Annotated in this window: 14 protein-coding genes and 1 pseudogene; 10 read left to right on the forward strand and 5 right to left on the reverse strand. The window is 49.7% G+C overall.

What is annotated here, in order from left to right:
• Positions 1 to 145 precede the first annotated feature (145 nt).
• Complete coding sequence (locus AR333_RS01280) at positions 146 to 580, forward strand: hypothetical protein (protein WP_068773548.1); 435 nt, start codon at positions 146 to 148, stop codon at positions 578 to 580.
• Positions 581 to 1,332: 752 nt separating this feature from the next.
• Here AR333_RS01280 and AR333_RS01285 read toward each other — a convergent pair.
• The 5 genes from AR333_RS01285 to AR333_RS01305 all read right to left on the reverse strand — a co-directional run bounded on the left by AR333_RS01285 (position 1,333) and on the right by AR333_RS01305 (position 10,279).
• Positions 1,333 to 2,358: a cytochrome d ubiquinol oxidase subunit II gene (locus tag AR333_RS01285; protein ID WP_068773549.1), complete on the reverse strand. Its 1,026-nt coding sequence runs from the start codon at positions 2,356 to 2,358 to the stop codon at positions 1,333 to 1,335.
• The gene (locus AR333_RS01290) at positions 2,355 to 3,710 is read right to left on the reverse strand and encodes a cytochrome ubiquinol oxidase subunit I (RefSeq protein WP_068773550.1); all 1,356 of its coding nucleotides are present in this window, start codon (positions 3,708 to 3,710) and stop codon (positions 2,355 to 2,357) included. The genes AR333_RS01285 and AR333_RS01290 overlap by 4 nt, the downstream gene beginning before the upstream one ends.
• Before the next feature lie 531 nt (positions 3,711 to 4,241).
• Positions 4,242 to 6,413, reverse strand: coding sequence for a bifunctional diguanylate cyclase/phosphodiesterase (locus AR333_RS01295; RefSeq protein ID WP_253735689.1), 2,172 nt, complete (start codon positions 6,411 to 6,413; stop codon positions 4,242 to 4,244).
• Positions 6,414 to 6,806: 393 nt separating this feature from the next.
• Positions 6,807 to 8,618 (reverse strand): sensor histidine kinase, encoded by a 1,812-nt coding sequence (locus AR333_RS01300; RefSeq protein WP_172798784.1) that lies wholly within the window; start codon positions 8,616 to 8,618, stop codon positions 6,807 to 6,809.
• Positions 8,619 to 8,623: 5 nt separating this feature from the next.
• Positions 8,624 to 10,279, reverse strand: coding sequence for a response regulator (locus tag AR333_RS01305; protein ID WP_068773552.1), 1,656 nt, complete (start codon positions 10,277 to 10,279; stop codon positions 8,624 to 8,626).
• Positions 10,280 to 10,487: 208 nt separating this feature from the next.
• On the opposite strand from AR333_RS01305, the gene AR333_RS01310 reads away from it, so the two are divergent.
• The 9 genes and pseudogenes from AR333_RS01310 to AR333_RS01355 all read left to right on the forward strand — a co-directional run.
• On the forward strand, positions 10,488 to 11,855 hold the full coding sequence (locus AR333_RS01310) for an ABC transporter substrate-binding protein (RefSeq protein WP_068773553.1): 1,368 nt from the start codon (positions 10,488 to 10,490) through the stop codon (positions 11,853 to 11,855).
• Positions 11,856 to 11,931: 76 nt separating this feature from the next.
• Complete coding sequence (locus tag AR333_RS01315) at positions 11,932 to 12,828, forward strand: carbohydrate ABC transporter permease (RefSeq protein WP_068773554.1); 897 nt, start codon at positions 11,932 to 11,934, stop codon at positions 12,826 to 12,828.
• Between the two features lie 11 nt (positions 12,829 to 12,839).
• A complete protein-coding gene (locus AR333_RS01320; protein WP_084783435.1) occupies positions 12,840 to 13,721 on the forward strand; it encodes a carbohydrate ABC transporter permease in 882 nt (293 codons plus the stop codon).
• A gap of 120 nt (positions 13,722 to 13,841) precedes the next feature.
• Positions 13,842 to 14,792 carry a dihydrodipicolinate synthase family protein gene (locus tag AR333_RS01325; RefSeq protein WP_068773555.1) on the forward strand — a complete coding sequence of 317 codons (951 nt, stop codon included), beginning with the start codon at positions 13,842 to 13,844 and terminating at the stop codon, positions 14,790 to 14,792.
• A 28-nt stretch (positions 14,793 to 14,820) separates the two neighbouring features.
• Entirely contained in the window at positions 14,821 to 15,504 is a 684-nt protein-coding gene (locus AR333_RS01330; protein WP_068773556.1) for an N-acetylmannosamine-6-phosphate 2-epimerase, read from the forward strand.
• A 583-nt stretch (positions 15,505 to 16,087) separates the two neighbouring features.
• On the forward strand, positions 16,088 to 18,736 hold the full coding sequence (locus AR333_RS01340) for an exo-alpha-sialidase (RefSeq protein WP_068773558.1): 2,649 nt from the start codon (positions 16,088 to 16,090) through the stop codon (positions 18,734 to 18,736).
• A gap of 396 nt (positions 18,737 to 19,132) precedes the next feature.
• On the forward strand, positions 19,133 to 20,077 hold the full coding sequence (locus AR333_RS01345; protein ID WP_068773559.1) for an aminopeptidase: 945 nt from the start codon (positions 19,133 to 19,135) through the stop codon (positions 20,075 to 20,077).
• Between the two features lie 493 nt (positions 20,078 to 20,570).
• Positions 20,571 to 22,829: a fibronectin type III domain-containing protein gene (locus AR333_RS01350; protein WP_068773560.1), complete on the forward strand. Its 2,259-nt coding sequence runs from the start codon at positions 20,571 to 20,573 to the stop codon at positions 22,827 to 22,829.
• A gap of 136 nt (positions 22,830 to 22,965) precedes the next feature.
• A pseudogene (locus AR333_RS01355) lies at positions 22,966 to 25,390 on the forward strand (hypothetical protein); the annotation flags it as partial.

Raw genomic sequence — 25,390 nt, forward strand, 5'->3', positions numbered from 1 at the left:
CTTTGCATACAATGATGAGTTGTATATAATTACCTCATAAACCAGAAAGTAGTATTCATGCAAAGAAAATATTATTTATTTCTATTGTCTTTAATTGTTGTGATAGCGATCTTTGACGTTCGTGTGAGAAAGTAGAGATATACAAATGAAGAAAATTATCTTTTATGTATTTGGCGTCTTTATATTAATTGCATTGGTATTTTATATTTATAATCAATCACAAACAACGATTACTAAATTTAATGAAAATATTTCAATAGAGAATGTAAGAATGGTTTCAGTTGTGCACAAAGGAAAGGAGATAGAAATTCGTGATGCGAATTTCATTTCTGAATTTTTACTTCTATTAAAACCATCGATCCAATTGGAAAAAAAGCCGGATGATGACCGATGGGACTTCTTTGTTAAAATAGAAACAAATAAAAATGACGAATCCTTATATTTATATTTTAGATTGCTGACAATGGAAGAGGGGTACTTTAACTATAATAATAGTGAAGAATATTATGCTATCGATGTTAATGATAAATTAAAAATAATAAAAAATTTGGAGGGAACAGGAGTAATATTGTTTGATTAGAGTATTACATTACACGCCTGTTGATGGATCGGGACTATGGAAAGTTTGAGCGTTGGGATCGTTACAAACAAGAAGGACGGTATGTTGGTCGTTGACGAAAAAACAAAAAAAAAGTTCAAACAGACAAATAAAAAAACGCTGCTGCCGGGCATCCGCGTTTAACAAAAGTAAAGTCCGTTGCCTTTCGAGGTAACGGGCTTTTTGTATTGGGATCGAATAAACATGAATGGGTTTGAAAAGGGATAAGGAACTTCAATGGGGCGTCAGGTGGATCGGGACAGACCTAGGAAGCTTGGGGGAGCATCACGTCACATAGATGTCTTCACTCTTCTTCGTCAGAGGACGGCTCTTCGAACGGTTCTCGGTCTTCTTCATAGTACAAGCTGCAGCACCTCCTTGTGTTGGTTATTGTATGCAGGTGATGTGAATAGTATAACTACGAATTGTTAGCTAACGAACCTATTTTTGTTAAGGGCAGGTCAATAGGAGCCGGACATAAGACCCGGATATCAAAAAAAAGTGAGCCGCAGCCCGGTAAAGGGACGACTCACTTCTTCATTTTCTATAGAGGGTGAGAAAAATTATTTCGGGGACGGGGTCCTCGGCTCACCTGCATTTCGTTCGACTTGCTCCTTAGGGTCCCGGGGGTCGGTTACTTCTTTGGTTCGGGGTGACCAGAGAAACAGAAAAAGAAGCGAAAGTGCGACAACAAGCGGCGGCGCGTACGTAATCAGGAAATATTCCACGACTGATCATCCTTTCTTGTCGGATTTGCCCTGCACATAACTGGCGTCGAACAGGAAAAGTCTCATTAGCAGCACGAGTGAAGGCACGAGGATGAGCAGTCCCGCGATAAAGGCGGTCACCAGCGCAGCCCCCATCGTCTGATTCGTGAAGTTCTCGTGAATGCTGATGTACGGATACAGAATGTACGGAAGATGTGAAGCCCCGTAGCCGAAGAAAGCAAAGCCGAACTGCAGGATAACGGCCACGAAGGCAAGGCCGAGATTGCGTTTCTTCCATACACTGTACACGGCAATCAGGAAGAATAGGAATGAGAGAACGAACATCCAAGACAGATCCAGCATATTGGCAAAATGCTCCGGATTGTGCTTGGAGATGGCGAAGAAAGCAAGCACACTCGCCAGAATGGTCGGAATGCTCCAGAAGAGCGCGTAGCCGCGGACAATTTCGAAAGCCGCCTCGTCGCGGGCTTTATGCGCATAGTAGGACAGGAACATGGCCGAGATATACAGCACGCTCACTATCGCAAGCAGAACGACGGACCAGGTGTAGACACTTCCGAACAAGGCGCTCCAGTCGAGTGTGATTGTTCCCGCATTCTCCAGAATGATTCCGCCTTCCGATATGGCAAGGACAGTCGATAAGGCGGCCGGAATCAGCAGCCCCGTAGCTCCGTAGATCAGCATGTACCATTTGTTGTCCTTGGAGCCGTACGTGCTGAACGCATAATACGAGCCGCGGAATGCGAGCAGAATTAATGCGATCGAGCCGGGGACAAGCAGCGCTGTCCCGTAATAGCGGGCGGTTTCCGGGAAGAAGCCGACGAGTCCGATGTAGAAGAAGATTAGAAAGACGTTCGTCACTTCCCACACGGGTGACAGATAGCGCTCGATGATGCGGTGCGTGATATTTTTGTTGCCGGTAATGACCGAGTAATAGCTGAAAAATCCGGCTCCGAAATCAATGGAAGCGACAATTAGATAACCGAACAGAAATATCCAGAGTACCGTGATGCCAAGAAGTTCAATACTCATTTAAGCGGCCCCCTTTTCTCCAAAACACCGAAGGCGATCAGTTCATCTGCCACATCGTTGTTGCGGAACAGCTTGGAGAGCACTTTCACTGCGGTGAAAGCAAGGATCAGGTAGAGCAGACAGAACAGCAGCAGCATCTTATCGACGTGCATAGAGGTGGTCGCGGCATCGGCTACCTTCATGTAGCCGCGCAGAATCCATGGCTGGCGGCCGACCTCGGCATAGAACCAGCCGAGCCAGATGCCGAGCATGGACAGCGGCCCGCACGCAACGATCGTGCGCAGCAGCCAGCGCGGCAGAGGCTTAGCGGCCCGTTTGCGGCGGCTCATCCACAGATACACGAGCGCAGCCAGGATCGTGAACGATCCGATGGCGACCATGCCGTCGAAGAAGTAATGCACGTAGAGCGGCGGTTCCAGCTCATCGTCGATCTGATCGAGCCCCTTCACCTCGTAGCCGGGCGTGCCTCCGGCAAGTATGCTTAGGGCGTAAGGGATTTTGATCGCGTATTTGACTTCGTTGTCTTCGGTCAGGATGCCGCCGAACAGAAGCGGAGCTTTCTCCTGCGTCTCGAAATGCCATTCGGCTGCGGCCAGTTTCTCCGGCTGGTATTCCGCAAGGAATTTACCGGACAAGTCACCGATGGCCGCAGTGGCCAGGGCGAAGACGAGACCGGCTGTCATGGTCAGCTTCAGCGCTTTCTTAGCGTAGAGCCTGTCGCCTTTGCCGCGCAGAAGCGAGAAGGCCGCGATCGCCGCGAGAATAAAGGCACTGGTCATGTACGCGGAAGCGAGCACGTGAGACACTTTGGTAGGTGTCGACGGGTTGAACATGGCCGCGAGGGGATCGACGTTCGTGATGACGCCGTTCTCCAGGGTAAATCCCTGCGGCGTATTCATAAACGCGTTCACCGTGGTGATGAAAAAAGCGGAAGCCGAAGCTCCAATGGCAACGGGTATAAGCAGCATCAAGTGTTTTTTGGGCTTGAAGCGGTCCCAGGTATATAAATAAATACCGAGGAAAATCGCCTCTACGAAGAAAGCGAAGGTCTCCATAAAGAGCGGAAGCGCAATGGCCTGCCCCGCAATTTCCATGAAGCTCGGCCACAGCAGACTAAGCTGGAGACCGATAGCCGTACCGGTCACCACACCGATGGCAACGGTAATGACGAATCCCCGTGCCCAGCGGCGGGCGAGCAGGGAGTAGTAGCGGTCATTGCGCCGGATTCCCGTCCATTCCGCCAAGGCGATCATGACAGGAACGCCGACACCGATCGTCGCAAAAATGATATGGAAAGCCAGTGTCAGCTCCGTCAGATAGCGGCTGTACAGCACCGGATCATAATCGAACATAATAGTGTCAACTCCTCTTAGTAGTATTTTAATAGAATAAGCAGGCTGCATTCGTGCAGCCATTGCAATCGGCTGATTTCTTCCTCTGACCCGTTATCTCAGCTGGATTATAACTGGAAACGTTAGCTGAATAGTCTTCTGAGAAAAGAGATCAGCATGATCGCAGCCACTGCGAACATCAGAATCATGAGATTCTTCTCGTGCTTTTTGAATGGAGTCATTGTCATCGCCTTCCCCCTTGGTTCATACGAAAACAAAATCTTGATGTGAATAAAAAACCTTATAACACTAGGATACATCTTGTATGTGATTATTTTCACAATATATGTGATGGATCGTTGACAAACGGGTGAAGAAAGCTTGAATAAATCTTGACAACAATTTGACAGCTGCCAATAAGGCAGCTATTCATGTTTTACAGCCGATAACAGGCATACAAAAAAGGGAGCCGCGGCTCCCTTTCTATCAGAAGCTTATTCAACTGTGGAATCGGACACGCAGCAGGATCAGACACACAGCAGGTAAAGCCAGTCAGATCTGCTGATTTTTGCCGGTGGAAGCAAACTTCATGGGTGAATGAAGCTGAAGAGAATGAACCGGCAGCGGCCGGCTGAAGAAGTAACCTTGTCCTTCGTTGCACTTTTCTTCGATCAGATACTCCCACTGGACTTCATTCTCGATGCCTTCCGCGACGACGTTCATGTTCAGGCTGTGGGCCAGCGAGATGATAGCGGAGGCGATCCGTTTGCCGTTCAGGTCGCGGTTGATATCGTCAATGAAGCTGCGGTCGATTTTGACCTTATCGAACGGGTACTGCCGCAGATAGCTTAAGGAGGTATACCCCGTACCGAAATCATCAATGGAAATAAAAACACCCGCCTGCTTCAGCTTCAATAAGCTTTCATTGATTAATTCCACATCATCGAGCAGGATACTCTCGGTAATTTCAAGCTCCAGCCATTTGGGAGCCAGATTCGTCGTACCGAGGATTTCAATGACGGAATCGACGAAATTCTCATGCTGCAGCTGTTTGGTTGAAATGTTCACGGCTACCTTAAAAGGCGGCACATCCGAATCCTGCCAAGCCTTGGCCTGCTGGCAGGCGGTGTGCAGAACCCAGGAGCCGATGGTAATGATCTGCCCGCTTTCTTCCGCAACAGGGATAAAGTCACTTGGCGGAACAAGTCCGAGTTCGGGGTGTTTCCAGCGGATGAGCGCTTCCATGGCTGTAATCTGCTCTGTTTTCAAATCAATGATAGGCTGATAAAAAAGTTCCAGTTCATTCTTTTCAATCGCGAATTTGAGATCGCGCTCAATTGTAAGTTTGTAGGAAGCGTTCTGGTCCATTTCTTCGGAATAAATCGTATACCTCGTTTTACGGAACTTTTTGGTGTAATACATAGCGGTATCGGCATTGCGGATCAGTTCATGAACGGTGTTCTCCCGTCCTTTGCCGAAAGCGATCCCAATGCTCGCTGTAACGGTTACCGAATGACCTTCTACCTGAAAGGGCTCTGCCAGCAGGTCGATAATTGCTTCGGCAGTCTGCTGGGCTTCTTCTCTGGATGTTTCGGGTAAAAGGATGGTGAATTCATCGCCGGCCAGGCGGCTGAACGTATCTGTCGGTTTTAGCACTTGCGAGAGCCGTACCGCCACCATTTTGAGAAACTCATCCCCCAAATGATGACCTAACGAATCGTTAATGAGCTTGAAACGGTCCAGATCGAGGAACAAGACGGCAAATTGTTTGCGGTCTTCTTCGGAATAGTTCATTAACTGCCCCAGCCGGTCCTCGAACAGCTTCCGGTTCGGCAGGCCCGTAAGCGGATCATAGAAAGCGAATTGTTCCATCTGCTGATCATACAGAATCCGCTGGGTAATATCTCTGGCCAGTCCGTATGTACCCGTGATTACACCGCCTACTTTCATAGGAAAGTGGGTGGCGTTCAAGTGAATAGGCGTACCGTCCTTCTTGGTGATCACGAGATCCCCGCTGCTCGGTATGCCGTTCTTGGCATCTTCGAAATGCTTGATCGCTTCGGGCAGATCCTCGGGGTGGATGAGGGGAGCAAACGACATGTTCAGCAATTCTTCCGTCGTGTAACCGGTGATTACTTCACTTGCGGGATTCGCACTGAGAAAATTCCCTTCGTCATCGAAGGAGAAGATGGCATCCGGGCTGTTATAGAAGAGAGATTTGTACTGCTCGTTGCTCTCCAGGAGCTTCTGCTGCGTCAGCACCCGCTCGGTTATATCGATCACGCTCCCGAATAAGACGGTTCTTCCTTCTATTTCCGCGGCCGAGGCGTGAATTTCGGTATAGATCAAACTGCCGTCCTTGTGGAACTTCCGCAGTACATACTGCCCGTCAGCCGGTTCGCCTGCTCTCCGGCTCTTTATTCTTTGCTGGATCATCTCAAAATCATCCGGATGAATGATCTGCTCCAGCGATACACTTCCGTCGGTCAATTCCGGTGCCGTATATCCGAGTAATTTGGAATAATAATTGTTTACATAGGTGTAGTGTTCCCCTTGCAGAATATAAATTCCGATTGGAGCATTATTAAAAAGAGTCTGGAACAAGGTTTGATAAAAGGGAAGCAGCGATTGATTGTTATCGGTCATTATGGACATTTGATTTAAAAAATAGCGTAAAGAATCAGAATCGGTGTCAGGTGTACTCGTCTTCTCTGTGGTTCCCATTCAAAACAACTCCCAGATAGAGATGGTAAAGAGAATATTAAATCCTTATTTTCTTTTTATCGGATATTTCTGCGGAAATAATGACTGTTTATAGGTCTAAAGTCGTAAAAATCTTTAAAATATTAATTTTTCATAAAAAATCATAGTCGTGGGAACCGGTAAGTAAGGGAGTGTGATTCTTTTTACGAATAATTTACAAATAGGTGCCTGTCCTAGTTTGGCTGGAGCATGAAAGGGATAGGCTGCAATAGGAGGTAAATAGAATAGCAGCGGTCACTTGTGATCTGGGCACAAGTGACCGCTGCTATGTAATGATATTCGGAAACGAGCGTTCCTATGTCTGTAAACGAAGGCCGCATAAGCATAGGTGCTGAGAAGGTGCTGTCCTTCGGCTTACTTTCCGCCCGGCAGCCGGATGCTGACCGCCGTACCTTCTCCGTCGGTGCTGTCCACCGTCAGACCATAAGCTTCGCCGAAGTAGAAGTGGATGCGGTCGTGTACGTTTTTGATCCCGATGTGCCGCTGATCCAGCGTGTCCGAAGGCAGCTTCAGCCGCTCGCGCAGCTTCTCCAGCTCTTCGGCACTCATGCCCGCCCCGTCATCCCGGACGGTGATGACCAGTTCTTGACCGGAGAGCGTGGCGCCGATCTCGAGCAGCCCCGGACCGGATTTGCGTTCCAGTCCGTGGACGATGGCATTCTCGACCAGCGGTTGGAGCGAGAAATGCATCACTTCCGCGGATTCGCTTCCCGGGTCGAGATTTTCGACGTACCGGATTTTGTCGCCGAAGCGCATCTGCTGAACCCGGACATAGAGGCGGATGTGATCCAGCTCCTCCCGCAGAGTAACGGTTTCTTTGCCGGTCTGGATATGAATGCGGAACAGCTTGCCGAGGATGCCTACCATTTCCGAGATGTCCCGCTGACCGTTGATAACGGCTTTCATCTGAATCGTTTCCAGGGCGTTGGCGAGAAAATGGGGATTGATCTGGCTTTTCAGCGCTCCGTATTGGGCGATTTTTTGCTGGGCTTTCGCCATGGAAGAACGTTCGATATAATTTTGGAGTTCCTCCACCATTTTATGAATTCCCTGATAAAGCACCCCGAATTCATCCTGCCGCCTGCTGCTCAGATTCACATCGAAGCGGCCCATGCCGACGAGCTTAACCTGGCGGGTAAGCTTGATGATCGGCTTCGTGACGCGGTTGTACAGCAGGATCATGAACAGTACGGCAGTTCCGAGCGAAGCGAGAGCCAGCCCCAGAATGAGGTTGCCGAGCAAACCGGCCGGCTTTGTCATTTCTTTCTCCTCGATGGATTGAATGACCTTCCAGTCCGAATAAGGCGACGTGAGGAAATGAATGTACGATTTTTTGCCCGAAATAGGCGCGTAAAAGCTGCCCGTGCGTTCTTTCAGAACGGTTTCGATTATTCCGGTGTCCAGCTTGTAGACGCTGCTTGGGTCCATCTGGTTGTTGGCGGAGGAATAAACGATTCCCCCGTCGCTGTCGATGATGACAAAGTTGCGCATGCTCGTCTCCGAAAGTTTCAAAATCTCCCGCAGCGAATCCAGGCGGATGTCCACCAGCATGACGCCGAGCTGCTGCTTGCTTCCGACCTTGTTAATAACCCGGGCGATGGAGATGACGGGCTCGTGCACGTTCGTCCGGTTAAACGGGGGATGGGTGCCGAACAGCACGACCCCGCCGTTATGCTGGAGGGTCTGGATGTACCACGGCTCTTTCGTAAAATCACCGGAGGTATAATCGGCCCGGTTAAAATCGGCGGAGTAGAAGGCGCGGTCTCCCGCATAAATGCGGATGCTGTCCACGTTCTTGATCGTCATTTCGATTGAGCTGATAAACGTTTCGATTACGCTCCGGTACTGGAATTTCATATCTTGGCTGTTTTCTTCCTGATGGTAGGTGTAGTTTTCCAGGGCGTTCTGAAGCTGGGCGTCGAGTTGGGCGTTGAGCGTCCCTTTCTCGATACTCTGCAAATACTGGTCGATATTAAAGGAAAGGTTGTTCAGGATCAGGTTGGAGCTCGTCTGATACTCCGTCTTCACGGCTTTGAAGGAGAACATATATATGATTCCCGACATGATCAGAAGCGGCAGGGTAACGGTCAAGATCATGAGCAGGAAAATCTGGTGATTCACATGCCTCATACGGGTAAACTTCACGTTCGGTTTTCTTAACTTCACGGCACTCACAACCCTATTTGTTTTCGGTAATCGGTCGGTGTCAGACGGGTAATCTTCTTGAAGGTTTTAACGAAATGTTTGTAGCTCTTATACCCGCACAGATGGCAGACCTCCGTCACCAGATACTCGGGCTTTTGCAGGCAGTCCATCGCATGGGAAATACGGATTTCGGATACGAACGTCATATAATTTTTGTTTAATTTGAGCTTGAACAGCCGGCTGAGATAGGAAGGATTGTAGAAAAATTGGTCCGCCACCATCTGCAAAGTCACATCTTGATCGAGATGCTGCCGGATATAAGTTTCGATCTGTTTGAAAATAATCCCGTTGCCGGGACCGTTCGTCTGCGATGACTCTTGGTAGACGCTGCTTAGGTGCAGCATCCACCCGCTCATCCAGTCCAGAAGTCCCTCCAGCGTCCGGAAATCGTCCACGCAGCTCAACTTGAGGAGCTTGTCGCTATAGACGCCTTCGACAGGAATATCGTGTTTGTGGGCGAAGCGCAGCGTGACGGACACGATATCCTGCAGAAAGCCGAGCAGGCTGCCGTAAGCGGCTCCCGGCGTGTCCAGCAGTTTCTCCCGGGCAAGCCTCGCCAAAAGCTCCCTGATCGGCTCGGCGCCGCCGGTCTCAAGGCCGCGCTCGAGTTCGGCCTTGTCCGGGCCGCTGAGCCGGACGAGCGGGTCTGAGTCGCTATCCGCCGGAAGAGAGGCTAGCCTGCCTGCTTCCAAGAGCTGCCGCTCCGGCTGGAAAAAGCGCAAGTAAAGCGCTTTCTCCGCCTGCCGGAGGGAAGAGCCCGCTGCGGCCGGGTCAGACGAGTGGCGGCCGAGCGCCGCGTAGAAAGTGGCCTGATCGGTGCCTGCCTGGCGGAAGAGTCCGCTTGCCCTTGAGACGTCCGGGCCGGAAATTCCGGCCCCGGTCAAGGACGGACTCGTACTCTCTTCCAGGAATGCAAGCGCATACATTTTGGCGTGATCAAAATACGTCAGGACCTGGATCCGATCGGCATCGTCGTAGCAGCAGCGGATGAGCTCCGACGCCAGCTTCTCCGCCTGGTTTCTGAGACGTCCCCGTGCCAGGTAGCTCAGCGGCTGCTGCGTAAACCACGTGACGACAAAGGGCAGGTATGTATACGATGCGCCGTCCAGTCCGTACGAGGATAGCGGGACCTCTCCGGGAACGGATTCCTCCAGGAGAAGCTTCACAAGCTGGCTGCGCTTCAGCTTTATCGTTTCCCGGGCCTGCGTTTCGAGCAGATTTAGCTGGACGCGCGCCGCTTTTCTCTGCTTCAGTGTGTCCAGGCATTCCGTCAAGATCGACAGGCTTTCGTCGTACTCCAAGGGTTTGAGAAGGAACGCGTGAACACTCCCGAGCCGTATGGCCTTCTGGGCGTAGGCGAAATCGTTATATCCCGTTAAAATTATAAAAACGGTATCCGGGAGCTCGGAGCGCAGTTCTTCGATCATTTGAAGGCCGTCCATTTCCGGCATGCGGATGTCCGTAATGACGATGTCGGGCCGTTCGCCAAGCGCTATGTGGAACCCTTGTTTGCCGTTTTCCGCTTCCAATATGGTTTCGACTCCAAGTTCCTGCCAGGCAAAATAATGTTTGAGCCCCGCGCGAATGAGAGGCTCGTCTTCGACAATCATCAATTTGTACATAGATGTCCTCCGGAAGTGTTGTCATGCTGATAGTTAGATGTAAAACTAGTATACTAAACACCGGACATAGAGGACAGGTTTAAATCCCAACAGGTCAAAATACGCCCATGAAAGTAAAATCTAAGGGATTATGCAGCGCCGCGATATGTTCTATGCTTAACACAGGAAATGAAAGCGATTCATTTTCAACTATAGAGGGGGATAAGAAATGAGAACTTGGAAAAAAGGACTCATGACCGCAGCGAGCATTGCCCTGATCGGGACACAACTGGCCGCTTGCGGCAGTGATCAGACTAAACAAAATGAAAGCGCTTCACCTAATCAGTCTTCATCCAAACCGGTAGAGATTACCTGGTGGAACTTCCCGAATTTCCAGCCGCTGGACGGTGAAGTGGGTAAGTACGAGAAGCAGATTATCGCTGCCTTTAATAAAAAGTATCCCGATATCAAAGTGAATCTGGAAATGATTACGTACGAAGGCGGACCGCAAAAGCTCAATGTGGCGATTGCTTCCAACACCGCTCCCGACGTGATTTATGACGCTCCGGGACGCATTATCGACTGGGGCAAGAAAAATTTGCTGGCTCCGCTAAACGATATGGTGTCCGAAGAAGTGAAGAAAGACATTTCACCGGCGCTCTGGAAGCAGTCGATGGTCGGGGATCAGATTTATATGTATCCGGTTAACACAGCTCCTTTCATGATGGCGGTCAACAAAAGCGTGTTCGATAAAATTGGCGCGACGGATCTGCTCCCGCTTGATCGTCCCGACCGTACGTGGACGGTGGCCGAATATGAGAAGGCGCTGCAAGCGGTTAAAGAAAAAGCGCCGGAAATTATTCCGTCGGGCTTCTACGCGAAAAGCACAGCGGGCGATCAGGGAACGCGCGCTTACATCGCCAACATGGGCGTATCCAGATTCTTGAGTGAGGACAACAGCAAAGCCGCGATCAACACCGACAATGCGGCCAAAGCTCTCGACTGGATCGTAAAAGGAAGCAAAGACAAGCTTGTCGTTCCGGGTGCGGTTTCCCTTGCGGCAGCCGACGTGAACGATCTGTTCCTGCAAGGCAAGCTTGCGTTTACGATCAACTACTCCGCCGTGCTGAAGGCTCAGAACGAGCCGAACAAGAAGGTGAAGTTCGATGACGTGCTGCTTCCGTTCCCGACACTCGACGGCTCTAAGCCCAAGTTGGAACCGTATCTCGGCGGAATGGCTATTTTCAACAACGGGGATAAAGCTAAGATTGAAGCTGGCAAAAAGCTGATCGATTTCATCGCGAACGATCCTGAGACGGCAAAGAAAAACCTTATCCAGACGGGCGGCTTGTCCGCACGTACATCGGTCACGGGGCTGTACGACAATTCGGAATACAAATACGCGGAGCTTGCCCGTGAATTTATTACCGATCCGCCGACGATTGCGGACGGATATGCCGAAATCCGCACGTTCTGGTTCCCTGAACTGCAGAAAGCTTTGTCGGGTCAAGCCACGGCCAAAGAAGCGCTGGACACTTTCGCCTCCAAAGCCAATGAGGCGATTACGAAAGCGAAGTCGCAGAGCAAGGCCAAGTAAACAAGCAAAGCGTGGGAGCGGGGTGCGAGTGTACTCCGCTCCTTTCACTAAACAACAGAGAAAGAAGGGATAGGGGATGGAAGCAGCAGTTCGCAAATCCAGGAAAGCGGTGCGGCGCGATTGGCTGATGAGTTACCTGTTTTTACTGCCGGCGCTCGGGTTTTTCCTGCTCTTTGTGGCGTACCCGATGTTCAAGGGAGTATATATCAGCTTCTTTGATTATTCGCTGAGGCATTTCGAATTTACCGGACTGGATAATTACGCCTCTTTGCTCAAAAACGATACGTTTCTCAAATCGATGAGAAATACGCTTCTGCTGGTCGTCATCGCGGTTCCGATCGTGATCGTGTTTTCGATTTTCGTAGCGGTGAACATTTACAAAATGAAAGAATTCTCCCGCTCTTTCTTCCGGGGGGTCTTTTATCTGCCGGCCGTATCTTCCGTCGTCAGCATCACCGTCGTCTGGGGCTGGATTTATCATCCGAACTACGGGATTTTGAACTACCTGACGGGTCTGGCCGGAGCAGAGCCTGTGTTCTGGCTGGGGGATACGCGTACCGCCCTGCTTGCGATTATTGCGGTGCTTATCACGACTTCGGTCGGGCAGCCGATTATTCTATACGTCGCGTCCCTAGGCAACATCCCGACTTCTTACATCGAAGCCGCTCAGATTGACCGGGCCACGCCTTGGCAGATTTTCCGCAAAATCATCTGGCCGATGCTGATGCCGACGAATTTGTACATCATCGTCATTACGACGATCAATACGTTCCAGTGCTTCGCTCTCATTCAGCTGCTTACCGCAGGCGGTCCGGTTTACAGCACCTCTACCGTTATGTACGGCGTCTATGAACAGGCGTTTGTGCTCGGTAATTTCGGAATCGCTTCGGCGATGGGCATTTTGCTGGCGATCGTGATCGGAATCATCTCGGTCATCCAGTTCAAATTCTTCGGCAGCGATGTAGAGTACTAGGAGGGATACTTATGAACGCTTTACTTGATAGGAGTCCGGGGACTGCTGGCGCGGTCCGCAAAAAAAGCCGGCTGAAGGAGATATCGCCCGTTAAAGTATTCTCCTTCATCTTGCTGCTGCTGGCTACTGTGCTTTTTATTTTCCCGTTCTATTGGATCATCACCGGCGCGTTTAAAGTTCAGACCGTCGCGACCGCGATTCCGCCGGAGTGGTTTCCCCTGAAACCGACCCTGCAGAACTGGACGGATTTGTTCAAAAATCCGGTCTGGCGCTGGACGTTCAACAGCTTTCTGATCGCCTTTTGCGAAATGATCGCAGTCTGTATGGTTTCATCGCTGGCCGGATATGTGCTCGCGAAAAAAGTGTTTCCGGGCCGCAAAATGATTTTCACGCTGTTCGTGGCTGCAATGGCGCTGCCCAAGCAGGTGATTCTCGTTCCCTTGTTCACCATGCTGGCTGACTTCGGCTGGGTGAATACGTACTGGGGCCTGATCCTGCCTGCAATCGGCTGGCCGTTCGGCGTCTTCCTCATGAAGCAGTTTGCGCAAACGATTCCGGGCGAATTGATGGAAGCGGCGAAAATGGACGGCTGCTCGGAGATCAGACTGTTCGCCACGATTATTTTACCGCTGCTTAAACCGGCGCTCGGCGCCTTGGCTATTTTTACGTTTATCGCTTCGTGGAACGATTATTTCAGCCAGCTCATCATGACACGCTCCACTTCGATGATGACTCTCCCGCTTGGAATCGCGACGATGCAGGGCGAGTATACGACGAACTACGGGGTGATGATGGCGGGAGCGGCTCTTGCGTCGGTACCGATGATCGCGATTTTTCTCCTGTTCCAAAAATCGTTTACCCAGGGAATTACGATGGGCGCCGTAAAAGGATAGTCAGCGATCGCCGTTCTGAGTGGTTGGCGGGCAACAAATATCAAATAAAAAACATCTATTTGCGCATTTTAGGTGAAAATATCCATTATATTCGCTTGTATAAACGGAGGTTATCCACAAATGAGAACGGTAGATTTGGATCGTTTCAAAGGCATTACGATCGCCATGTATTCCTGCTACGATGAACAGGGAGAAGTTTCAACGGAAGCGGCCCGCATGCTGGCCCGGCATTACGCGAACACGGGCGTCAGCGGGTTGTACGTCGGAGGCAGCTCTGGAGAAGGTATGCTGCAATCGGTAGAGGAGCGCAAAAAAATGCTGGAAGCAGTCATTGCCGAAGTCGGGCGGGAGCTCACCGTTATCGCCCATATCGGAGCGCCGTCCACGCGTGACAGCGTTGCGCTTGCCAAGCATGCGGAGGAAGCGGGAGCACATGCGGTATCCGCCGTCCCGGCCATCTATTACCGTCTGCCTGAGGCAAGTGTGGAGCATCACTGGCAGTCGATTGTAGACAGCACGCTACTACCTTTTATCATTTACCATATCCCGCAGACGACGGGCTTCCATTTGTCTAAAACGCTTTTGACCCGGCTAATTCGGCAGGACAAAATTATCGGGGTGAAAATTTCCGCCGAAAGCACGTTCGAGCTTCAGCAATTCAAGGCGGCGGGCGGAGATGACATTCTCGTATTAAACGGACCGGACGAGCAGTATCTGGCGGGACGGAGTATCGGGGCGGACGGCGGAATCGGCGGAACGTACGGGGTTATGCCGGAGCTTTTCCTCGAAATCGAGAACTGCTTCCAGGAAGGCAAGCTGGCGGAAGCGCAGAAATGGCAGTTTACCGTCAATGAGCTGATCGCCGAACTGCTGACGTTCCCGTCCCTGTACGGGGCTTGCAAAGCGGTCTTGAAGCTGCGCGGACTCGACTCCGGCGAGCCGAGACTGCCTCTGCTGCCGGTACGTGAAACGGACATGGAGCGGGTGGGGGCACTGAACGATAAAATACTGGACTGCATAGCCCGGGCGGAAGCTTCCCGCAAGCAACGGCAGGGGAGTACGCGCCAGTGACGGAGACGGTAATAGAGGAGCGAATGAGATGAATACACACGATATTTTTCTTGCCAGAGGTCTGATCGTATCCTGCCAGGCTTTGGAGGACGAGCCGCTGCACGGCGGCGACACCATGGCCAAAATGGCCAGGGCGGCCGTACGTTCCGGCGCGATCGGCATCCGGACCAACGGTGCCCACGATATTGCGGCGATCAAACAAGAGGTGGATGTGCCCGTAATCGGTCTCATCAAGCGGGATATTCCCGGCTCCGGCATATTTATCACGCCGACACTGGAGGAAGTGGAAGCCATCGTGGAGGCGGGAGCCGACATTGTGGCGCTGGATGTGACTAGCCGGGAAGACCGGCTGGAGCGGGTAAAACCGCTCATTGAGTATGCTCATTCGAAGGGCAGGCTCGTAATGGCGGATATTTCTACGCTGGAAGAAGGGCTTGCAGCCGAAAGCCTGGGCGTCGACTTCATCGGGACCACTCTTTCGGGCTATACCGCTTACAGCCTCCAGCAGGAAGAGCCGGACTTCGAGCTGCTGAGGGGGCTGTGCTCCCGTGCGAAGGTGCCCGTCATTGCCGAGGGGCGCATCTGGACGCCCGCGGATGCGGCCCGGGCGCTGGAAACCGGAGCATCCTATGTAGTCGTGGGCAGTGCGATTACCCGTCCGCAGCTGATTGTCGCCCGCTATGTGGATGCGATCGGCAGCCGCTTGTCTTAAGGAGGGCCTTTGGCGGTGATGACTGCGAACTCGGCGAGCATCGCACCCTCCGATACCGCCGTCGGCGTCAATACCGGAGGCGCGAAGCTCAGTGCGTGACTCGGGTTACGCGTGGGGGCGGCGCGCTGCGTACGGTGAGCCTGCCGACGATGGCCGGGACGGTCAGGACGGAGGAGCGTGGGTTTCAGGCGGACGAATCCCTCATAGCCTTTCAAGCAGCAGAGAAGCCTTCAAACCCCATAGCTGTGGGTATGAAGGCTTTTTGTTCAACGTTTGCGACGGATTCGTTCTCCGGTGCATTTTTGAGGCAGCCCCTTTTATGAAATGGATCGGCCGTAAAGGGATGAAAGCTGCCTCCTTGTTCTTCGCTCGGAGTGCCAGTCACGGATATAAAATTGGGGGGAAGTAACCGGGATGGAAAATACATGAAGAAGTATCGGCCGAAAGGTCAAGAATCCCTCTCAATAGGTCAATAGGTCAAAACAAGACCCCTTAAAGTAAAAAGTAAGGGATTTCAAGCATGTCCGGCAGGGCCTAAAATGAAGACAGTTTTAAAAATCATACACCCCGGGAGGTTGTTTTATTGAAGGAAAACAAACTGTTTTCGCCGGTCGTTCAAGTGTTATCGCTCGCATTGGTTTTATGGCTTCTGGGTTCCGGCCTGACAGCGGGACTTGCCTCGGCTGCTCTGCCGGCAGCGCCCGTCCTGGACTATCCCGTAAACAAAACGTTTAACGGCACGGCGGATTTCACCGATCTCACATCGGATATTTCAAGGGTGTCCGGTCTTGCGCAAGGTTCGATTGCCGCGAAGGTAAGAACATCAAGCGGTGCGGCGGTCAAAACGATTTTCAGTTTATCGGATACGAAAGATCCTTCCAGCAACATGTCACTGACGATAAACGGCGGTTCCCTGTATTTTGAAAATCGTGAAAACGGCGTTTACGCGACGAAACTTAACGCTCCGGCTTCTTCCGTTATCAACGATGGAAACTGGCATACGGTCGTCCTGACCGTGGGAAGCGGAGGCACTGCCATGTATATCGACGGTGCGCTGAGTGTTACGGACGCATCGACGAGTTTCTTCCCGAACGTGAAAACGCCGGACGGCATGTGGATCGGCCGAAATGGGGATAACGGCGGAGGCCAGTGGTACTATGCAGGTGATATCGCTCTCGTGCAGCTCTACGACAAAGCCCTGTCCGCGGATGAAGCTCTTGCCGTCAGTACGGACCGAGCGCTTGCTCAAAACGCGATGACCGCATCCGCATCGAGCTTCCAGACCGGCAACGAGCCGGTCAAAGCGCTGGATGGAAACACGGGCACGATGTGGCACACGCTCTGGAGCGGTACCGATACGACGCGAGAGCTTACGCTGAACCTCGGCGGGGTTTACAGTCTCTCCAAACTGACCTATCTGCCCAGACAGGATAGCTCGGCGAACGGTACGATCACGAGCTACGAAATTTATACGAGTGCCGATGGAACGGCTTTCACCAAATCGGTATCCGGTACCTGGGCCAACGATAAAACGCTTAAAGCAGCCGTAGTCGCGGCGAATGGCGTCCGCTATGTTAAGTTGAAAGCGCTCGCAGGAACAGGCGGCTTCGCTTCCGCTGCGGAAATCGGCGTTTACGTGCCGGGCGGAGACGGTACCCCTCCATCTCCGGGGGGGCTGTCCGCCAAAGCGACCAAGTCATCGGAAATATACGTGAGCTGGAACGACTCTGCCGGAGCGACCGGTTACGATCTGGAGGCGGACGGTACCGTTATCAGCGGAGTAACATCGCCATACCTGCACACAGGGCTAGCGGCGGGTTCCACGCATACCTACAAGATTCGCGGTCGCAACAGCCGCGGTACGGGCGAATGGAGCGCGCCGGTTTCGGCGGCGACTTTAACGGGCAATGCGTTCAAAACGGTTCCAACCGCGCTCTTCGGTCCGAATATGTTCGGATCGGCGGGCTACCGCATTCCGTCCCTGTTCACCACGAGCAAGGGGACGCTGATTGCGGGCATTGACCAGCGGATTCCGGGTAATGCGGACAGCCCGAACGACATCAATTTCGCAATCCGCAGAAGCACGGACGGGGGACAGACCTGGAACAGCATCCAGGTGCTGATCGACTATCCCGGCTCCGGATACAACGGGGCGTCCGTAATCGACTCCGAGCTTATGCAGGACCCGGCGACGGGCACGCTTTTCGCTCTGGTCGACCATTTCCCCGGCGGTTACGGATTCGGGCAGGCGAAGGCCGGGACGGGCTTCGATGCCAACGGCAACAAGATACTGACGGACAACTCCGGAGCTGCCTATACGCTGAGAGCAGGGGGAGCCGTTTATAACAGCGCGGGCGCGGTGACGACTTACACGGTACGCGATAACGGAGACGTGTACAACGGCGCGACTTATGCCGGCAATATTTATCTCAAGACCGGCATCGCTCCGGAAAGCCTGCACGAGTATGGCACGTCTTACCTTCAGATCATTCAGAGCACCGATGACGGTCTGACCTGGTCCGCTCCGGTCGACCTTAACGCACAGGTCAAAGCGGACTGGATGAAATTTATGGGCACAGGCCCCGGAAACGGCATTGCCATCGGTTCGGGTCCTTACGCGGGACGGCTCGTATTCCCGGTCTATTACACGAACACCGGGGGCTACCAGTCCAGCGCGGTCATTTACAGCGACGATCACGGGAAAACCTGGAAAAGGGGCGAATCTCCGAACGACGGCCGTGTCGTAAACGGAGCCGTTCTGAATTCGCAGACGCTTAACGTCAGCACAGCCCAGCTCACCGAAGATGCGGTGATTGAGGTTACCGGCGGCGGTCTCAAAATGTTTATGCGCAACACGTCCGCCCAGAAGCGCGTGGCGGTAGCGACCAGCAGTGACGGTGGTGCCACATGGGACGATAATGTGACGTTCGACTCTGCGCTGCCTGAACCTTATTGCCAGCTTTCGGCCGTGAACTTCCCTGATCTAGGAGACGGCAAGCGCCGCGTCCTCTTCTCGAATCCGGCGAGCACGGGAAGCCGCACCAACGGCACGGTTCGTCTAAGCGAGGACGGAAGCTCCACGTGGGCTTACTCCAAAGTAATCACACCGGGCAGCTACTCCTACTCGTCTCTAACCGTGCTCCCGGACAAGAGCATCGGCCTGCTGTACGAAGGGGAATCCGGCGAAATTTTGTTCACACGCTTTAATCTGGACTGGATCAAAACTCCGTAATTCCCGGATCTTTCAAGGCGCTTATACAGCGGCTTGAAAGATCTTTTTTTTGGCTTTATCCGGCCGGCAGTAGGCTACGCAAGGGGGCGCGTGAAACCAAAATCGGCAATAACGCTCAGGAAGCGCTCAATCAGGCGAACGGCAATCTGGAGCTGTTTTTTAAAGGCGTACTGAAGGGCGCAACGGGACTCCCGGTTATTTTATTCAATGCACGGATGGTTAAGCTAGCCTTGGAGATGATTTGAGCTTTGGAGGAAAGCGGAGTAAGCTTGAGAAGAGAGATGGTATCAACTTATTCTGTGGGATGCGTCTTGCGGAGAGATTTTTTGCGGGATTAAAAAAGCAGAGTAGACTTACATGGAAGCAGAACTTTTACAGACAAAGGAATGAATGGATATGAGCCACAAAAGAATTGAGATTAGCCGCAACTTGCTGAGGGACTGCCTGGGATTGAAAAAGGGAGAAGTGTTCCTGGTCGTGGCCGACGATGATAAAAAAGAGCTGGCTGAATCGCTCTACGAAGCGGGCAAGCTGTTGGGCGCGGAATCCATGCTGATGGTCATGCAGGAAAGAAGCCGTTCAGGCGAAGAGCCTCCGGCTGCCGTAGCCAGCGCGATGCTGGGCGCCGATGCCGCTGTCTGCATCACGAAACACTCGCTGACGCATACAGCGGCCCGCAAGCAGGCCGCTGCTGCCGGTGTGCGCGTGGCTACGATGCCGAGCATCACCGAGGACATGTTCATGGAAGGCGCGATTACGGCCGACTATTCCAAGGTGAAGGAGCTGACCCTGCAGGTCACCGGGCTGCTCACAGAGGCTCAGAACGTGCGGATCGAGAAGGACGGCTACGTCCTCACGTTCCCGATCGCAGGCCGGAGCGGCGTGCCGAGCACGGGCATGTACGTCAATCGCGGCGAATCCGGCAACCTGCCTTCGGGTGAAGCGTACATCGCTCCGGTTGAAGGCAAGGCCGAGGGCCAGATTCTGATTGACGGTTCCGTCGCCGGAATCGGCAAGCTGAACGCTCCGCTGCTGCTGACTATTCAGCAGGGACGCATCGTCAGCGCAGAAGGCGAAGCCGCCGGGCAGCTGCTGCGCACCCTCGGAGACGGGGACGGCCGTCTTCTCGGCGAGTTCGGCATCGGCACGAACGATAAAGCGAGAATCACCGGTGTCGTCCTCGAGGACGAGAAGGTGTACGGCACGATCCACGTGGCGTTCGGCAGCAACAACACCTTCGGCGGCACCATCGCCGCAGGTGTTCACATCGACTGCGTCGTGAAGCAGCCGAGTGTGGAGCTGGACGGCCGTGCTGTGATGGCGGCAGGGAAGTTTGTGTAGGGTGTAAGCAGTAGGGGAATCGCTTGTCTTGTTCGGCCCTTTGGGGCGGAAATGGGGCAGGCGATTTTTTTTGTGTGATAGTACAGTTAACTAAATCTAACGTTATATGGGGACAGACTTTATTGAAGAACAAGGTTAGCTCATTGCCCAAGAAACACCTTGAATTGTAAGTGGTATTTCTGATCCTGCCGGTTAGTAATTAGTTGCCATGTGTTTGAACCGTCATCTATTAAATTGCAGAAGAGGTATTCTCTAGATCGAAATAAACTTTAATAAAGAAATGTTGTAATTATGTAAAAACCAAATAAATTTTGCGTGAAATTAATCAATTTCGACATAATAAATTAAATTATATCAAAACATTCTATTGTAAAACAATTTTACAAACAAGATAATACATATGTATTAATACAGTAGTTTAAGAAAATTCTGTAATTTGCAGTAATGAAGGGAGATTCAAGTATGTCTATCATTTATAGTGGAGGGTTTAAGTATGAAGATTCAAAAGAAAATGTTCAAATTATTTCTCAGTTTTATGATTTCATTGTGTTTAGTGATGAATCTTTTTCCGACCGTGAATTATGCGAACAGTGCATCAGAGAAGGTTAATTTTAAGGAATCAACTGCAGTTGAAGATCAGACAACAGCTAAACCAGCCCCTTTACAATTAACTGAGAAACAAACGATGATCGATGATCTAGTAGAGAAACAAGTCGCTAACAAGTCATTTCTCGCAAGGGAAAAAAGCGATAAAAAGCACAGCAAGGAAATCGAAAAAGACCGGACACCGAACAGCAAAACTTTTCTTAATAAAGATAATACCCGTACCACTCTAATGTCCAATGAGCCTTTGCATTATAAAGAAGGACAAACATGGAAAGAAATCAATACCTCCATTCAAGCAGATACGACGGATAAAGAGTATGAACTCGGAGTAAAAGAAAACTCATTCCAAGTAAAATTTAATAAAAAAAGTAAGCAGCCGATTAAGTTCTCCAGCGAGAGCAATTTTGTAACGTATGAAGCACTAAATAGCCATAATGTAACCGGTATCACGAAAGATAATACGATTACATACACAGACGCGTGGGACAACGCGGATCTGATCTATATGGTAAATCCTTCGGATCTGAAAATGCTTGTGCATTTAAAAAACGAGAAAGCCCCAAAAAAGTATAGCTTTAAGCTTAAGACAGGTGGAGTGCAGAGTAAATTAAACAGCGATGGTTCCGTGGACTTCTTAGATAAGAAAGGAGAATTGCAATTCTCTATCCCGCCTATGTGGGTAAAAGACAGCTCCAGTGAGGAGCTTCGTTATGACCGTCTGAAGGTTTCGCTGAACACGACTAAAGAAGGTCAGGTTCTAGAAATTATTTTGGATGATAAGGGTCTCGTGTATCCGATGGTCATCGATCCGACAACGGTAACGAAAGAAGCTAGAGCCGCAGGCCCTAGAATTGGATTATCTGTAGAGTTTCCTTCCATAAGTTCTTTGGAAGTCATTGAGGCTTCATTTACTTCCACAACCGGATTCAAAATTAGAACCTCGGGATATTGGGGGGATTATCCGAACGCCCGCGGCGGTATGATGACTTACAGTTTCCTTAACGGTCCGAATGTAACTGTATTTAACAACTATATTTTAACCGGGCAACACACTTTTAAGATTAGCGGAGATGATATCCGAGCCAAAAAGCCAGGTCTGTGGCATATCAATAATGCCACAGCTGAGGTACCTGTTTATGTTGAAGATGGGAATGAGATTACGGGATTTGTCACTTCTTTCTCAGCTAGTATCACTTACGGGATTCCGGATGCACCTGTAATCTCATTATCAAATGACAACTGGACCAATCAACCTGTTACGGTTAACATCACATCACCCGCCTCCACAAGAGAGCTGAAGTACAGATTAATCAACCAATCAACAGGAACTACGGGGAACTGGGCCATTTATACTGGACCTGTCAGCATTACAAATGAAGGCAGTACGATAATTGAAGCACAAGCCATTGATCAGGGAGGATATCCTAGCAAGATTGCCTCTTCAACGGCTCGGATTGATAAGACTCCTCCTTCAGTTCCTTTAAATCTAAGAATTCATAGCGTTACGGATTCAGTACTTAAATTAACTTGGAATGAATCCATTAATCCTAACGGACCTACGAGATATGATCTTTTTAATGGTAATGATTACATTCTAACTACCACTCCCTATTATGCCTCTGTAAGTTTACAAACTTTGAATGAAGCGAATGTATTTACAATAAGAGCCAAAGATGCAGCTGGGAATATATCAGCCCCTAGTGAATCATTCATATATAGACTAGTTCCGGACGCTCCAACGGAGTTAACAATAGCAGAAGAAACAGCCGATTCGGTTTCACTCACATGGGAACATAACAATAAGATTGACGTGCAGTATTATGAACTCTATAACAACAATAATTTGATTGAGAAGACCTTTACAAACAATGTTCAGTTAGATGTATTTCTTCTATTTAAGATAAATTCTTTTACTGTTAAAGCAATTAATCATGCGGGGAAAGTATCCGCTTCGAGTAATATAGTATCCTATACATCAAATCTGCCAGATATAAATTATGCGAGATATTATTATGATCTTAATGGGAGATTAAAGTTTCAGCGACTATCCGACAAGGAAATACTCTATTACCAATATGATCCCAATGGAAATCTAATAAAGAAAACGTTGAGGAAAACGTCAGTTGACGGGAATATCATCCCGTAGCCAGAACACAAGCGCAGAGGGGAATCACGGCTTCAAGCAGCCCGTTATCCATTATACTTACGGCTGATATTGATCTAGTGACGACAACTTAAGGCCAACTCAAAGTAATTACAACCCAATATAAGGAGGCTTTTTAGTGAAAAACAAAACATCATTGTTAATCATACTATGCTTATTTGTACAGCTGATAGCACCCCTAACACAGTCATGGGCAGTCAGTGCATCAGATACAGTACCCGCCAGTCCATCCTCTAATAATCAAGAAGTTATAACGCTAGAATGGCTTAGCCGCAGCTATCATATCTCGGAGATTACTTTGCTTGAGGAGCTGAATAAAGGGTACACGCTTCTAGAAATATATTCAGCCTTACAAACGGGTAACGAGGATTTCAAAGAAACGCTTAAAAAAATAAACCCAGATGTTGAAACAAACCTTCAAAAGCTGGACTATTCATTGGAGGCTTACGAAAAGAAAAAAGCAGAAGTTAATTTCGATCCACAAACAGTTAGTTCACAAGTGTATGGACAGCATGAGCTCGAATTACAAGATAATTCACAAACTGTTGTATCCGATACCTATGAATTGCAAGGTAGAAGTCTGACTTCATCGAACAGCTACCCGCAAAGTTATGATCAATTAGCAATGAAGCGTTTAGATATTAAGACGGATGCTCCTTTCTCTACAAGTGCTGTGAACGAGAATATTTCTGTAATGAATGGTTCTTTACAATTACAAACAACCGATATGACGCTTCCGGGTAGAAATGGTTTAGGATTTTCTTTAAATCGGATCTACGACAGTTCCAATACATCTTATTACGATAAAGATGTTGAATATACTTCAGGTTATAAGACAAGGTATTATCCGGGATTAGACACAAGATTATTCTATCTATATGCCAATAAACAAGTAGAAACCAGTCAGGGCCATTCATCTAGATTTGGTTTTTCTAATGCTTCATATGTTTCATTTATTCAGTTTCACATGCAGAGTAAATATTGGATTTATCCCATTCCATCTATTGTTGAAGAGTTTGATGACGATGTAAAAGATTCATTAGCCGAAGGATGGCCTTATGTAAATCCGGATGACCCCAATAGTAGACCTGTTTCTACAGAATCGGTTCAGTTAGATGGTGTGAATCTAATGACCAAAGCTTACACGACGGGGCAGGTTATTAAGGATCCTACTTTTCAAAATTACCCCACATACAGATGGGGGTATAGAAATATTCTTAAAGATCTTAGAAATGAAGACAGATTCTCAATTGGCAAAGGCTGGAGTTGGGATATTCCCTATATTGACTACAATAGAGAGAAGAATAAACAAGCCATTCATTTATCCGGCGGTGCTACCTATGAATTAAACGGGAACATACTAGTCGGTTATCCGTGGAAAGACCTTGAATTAACTCAAGATATCTCCGTTAGGGTAGGGAATAAGACTTCTACAAAAGCGCTGAAGCATCTCAATGGTCAAAAACAATATTTCTCAACTAATGGAGAATTAATTCAAATATCCGATGCCTACCAGAATTCCATCCAATTTGAATACAATAATACGGATGATCAGAAAATAGGGCAATTAGTTAAGATTAAAGATTCAATCGGGAATGAAATTAATATTGCCTATGAAAATAGCTCCGTATCTGTAACGATGGGAGATAAGACTGTCAAATATGACAAGATAAAGGACCCGAAAGGAAACAAGGAACTACTATCACAAGTAACGGATCCTTTGGGTAAAAAGACTTCTTATATTTATTCGATTGAGAATACGCCTTTTGATTTAGTGAATGCAAAACGGATGAAAAATAACTACTCCGCTTTGCTTAAAGAAGTGCATCATCCGACTATGGCTAAGACTGTCTATACGTATGAGCCTTTTTCTAGAAAACTGGGTAGTTATGCAAAAGAAACAGTCAATCGTGTCAAAGCCCGTGAAGATGTGATCACCTATGCCGACGGCACGGAGAATAAGTCTAATCACGTCGATTATACCTACTCAGGTGACGGCGGATCGTTTCAGAATAGCAATTCATCCTTCGCTACCACCATCAACAACGGTAGAACCCAAACGACCTATAGCTACGACAAAGTCTATATCGACGACAATACACCGGAAGTCTTCTACAACACCCAGATCAAACAAGACGACGGGGTGACGCAAACGACCACGGCCATGGAGTACAACCGGACAAACCGCTGGCCGTCTCCAACGAAAACCACCACGAAGACGGTGCAGGGTGCTTCCAGCTCGACGGAACAAGTGAGTCAGCGTACGTATGATGAATACGGGAATGTGCTGACAGAGACGGACCCCGCCAATACGGTGAGCACGTATCAGTATGATGCAGCCACCCATTTGCTCAGCAGTGTAACGGCACCGGCTACGAGCGGGTTAAACAGCTACATGGAACTGGAACGTTACCCGGTGACCAATGGAATCAAGGAAGTACGGGTAAAAGAGAACAATGCGGCAGGTGCCCTGCAAGCCCACACGAGTTATACGTATGATGCTTTCGGTAACCCTACACGCATTACCATTAAAGACGACGCGC

Source organism: Paenibacillus sp. FJAT-26967 (assembly GCF_001541095.1).
In the GTDB taxonomy this organism is placed as follows: Bacteria; Bacillota; Bacilli; order Paenibacillales; family NBRC-103111; genus Paenibacillus_F.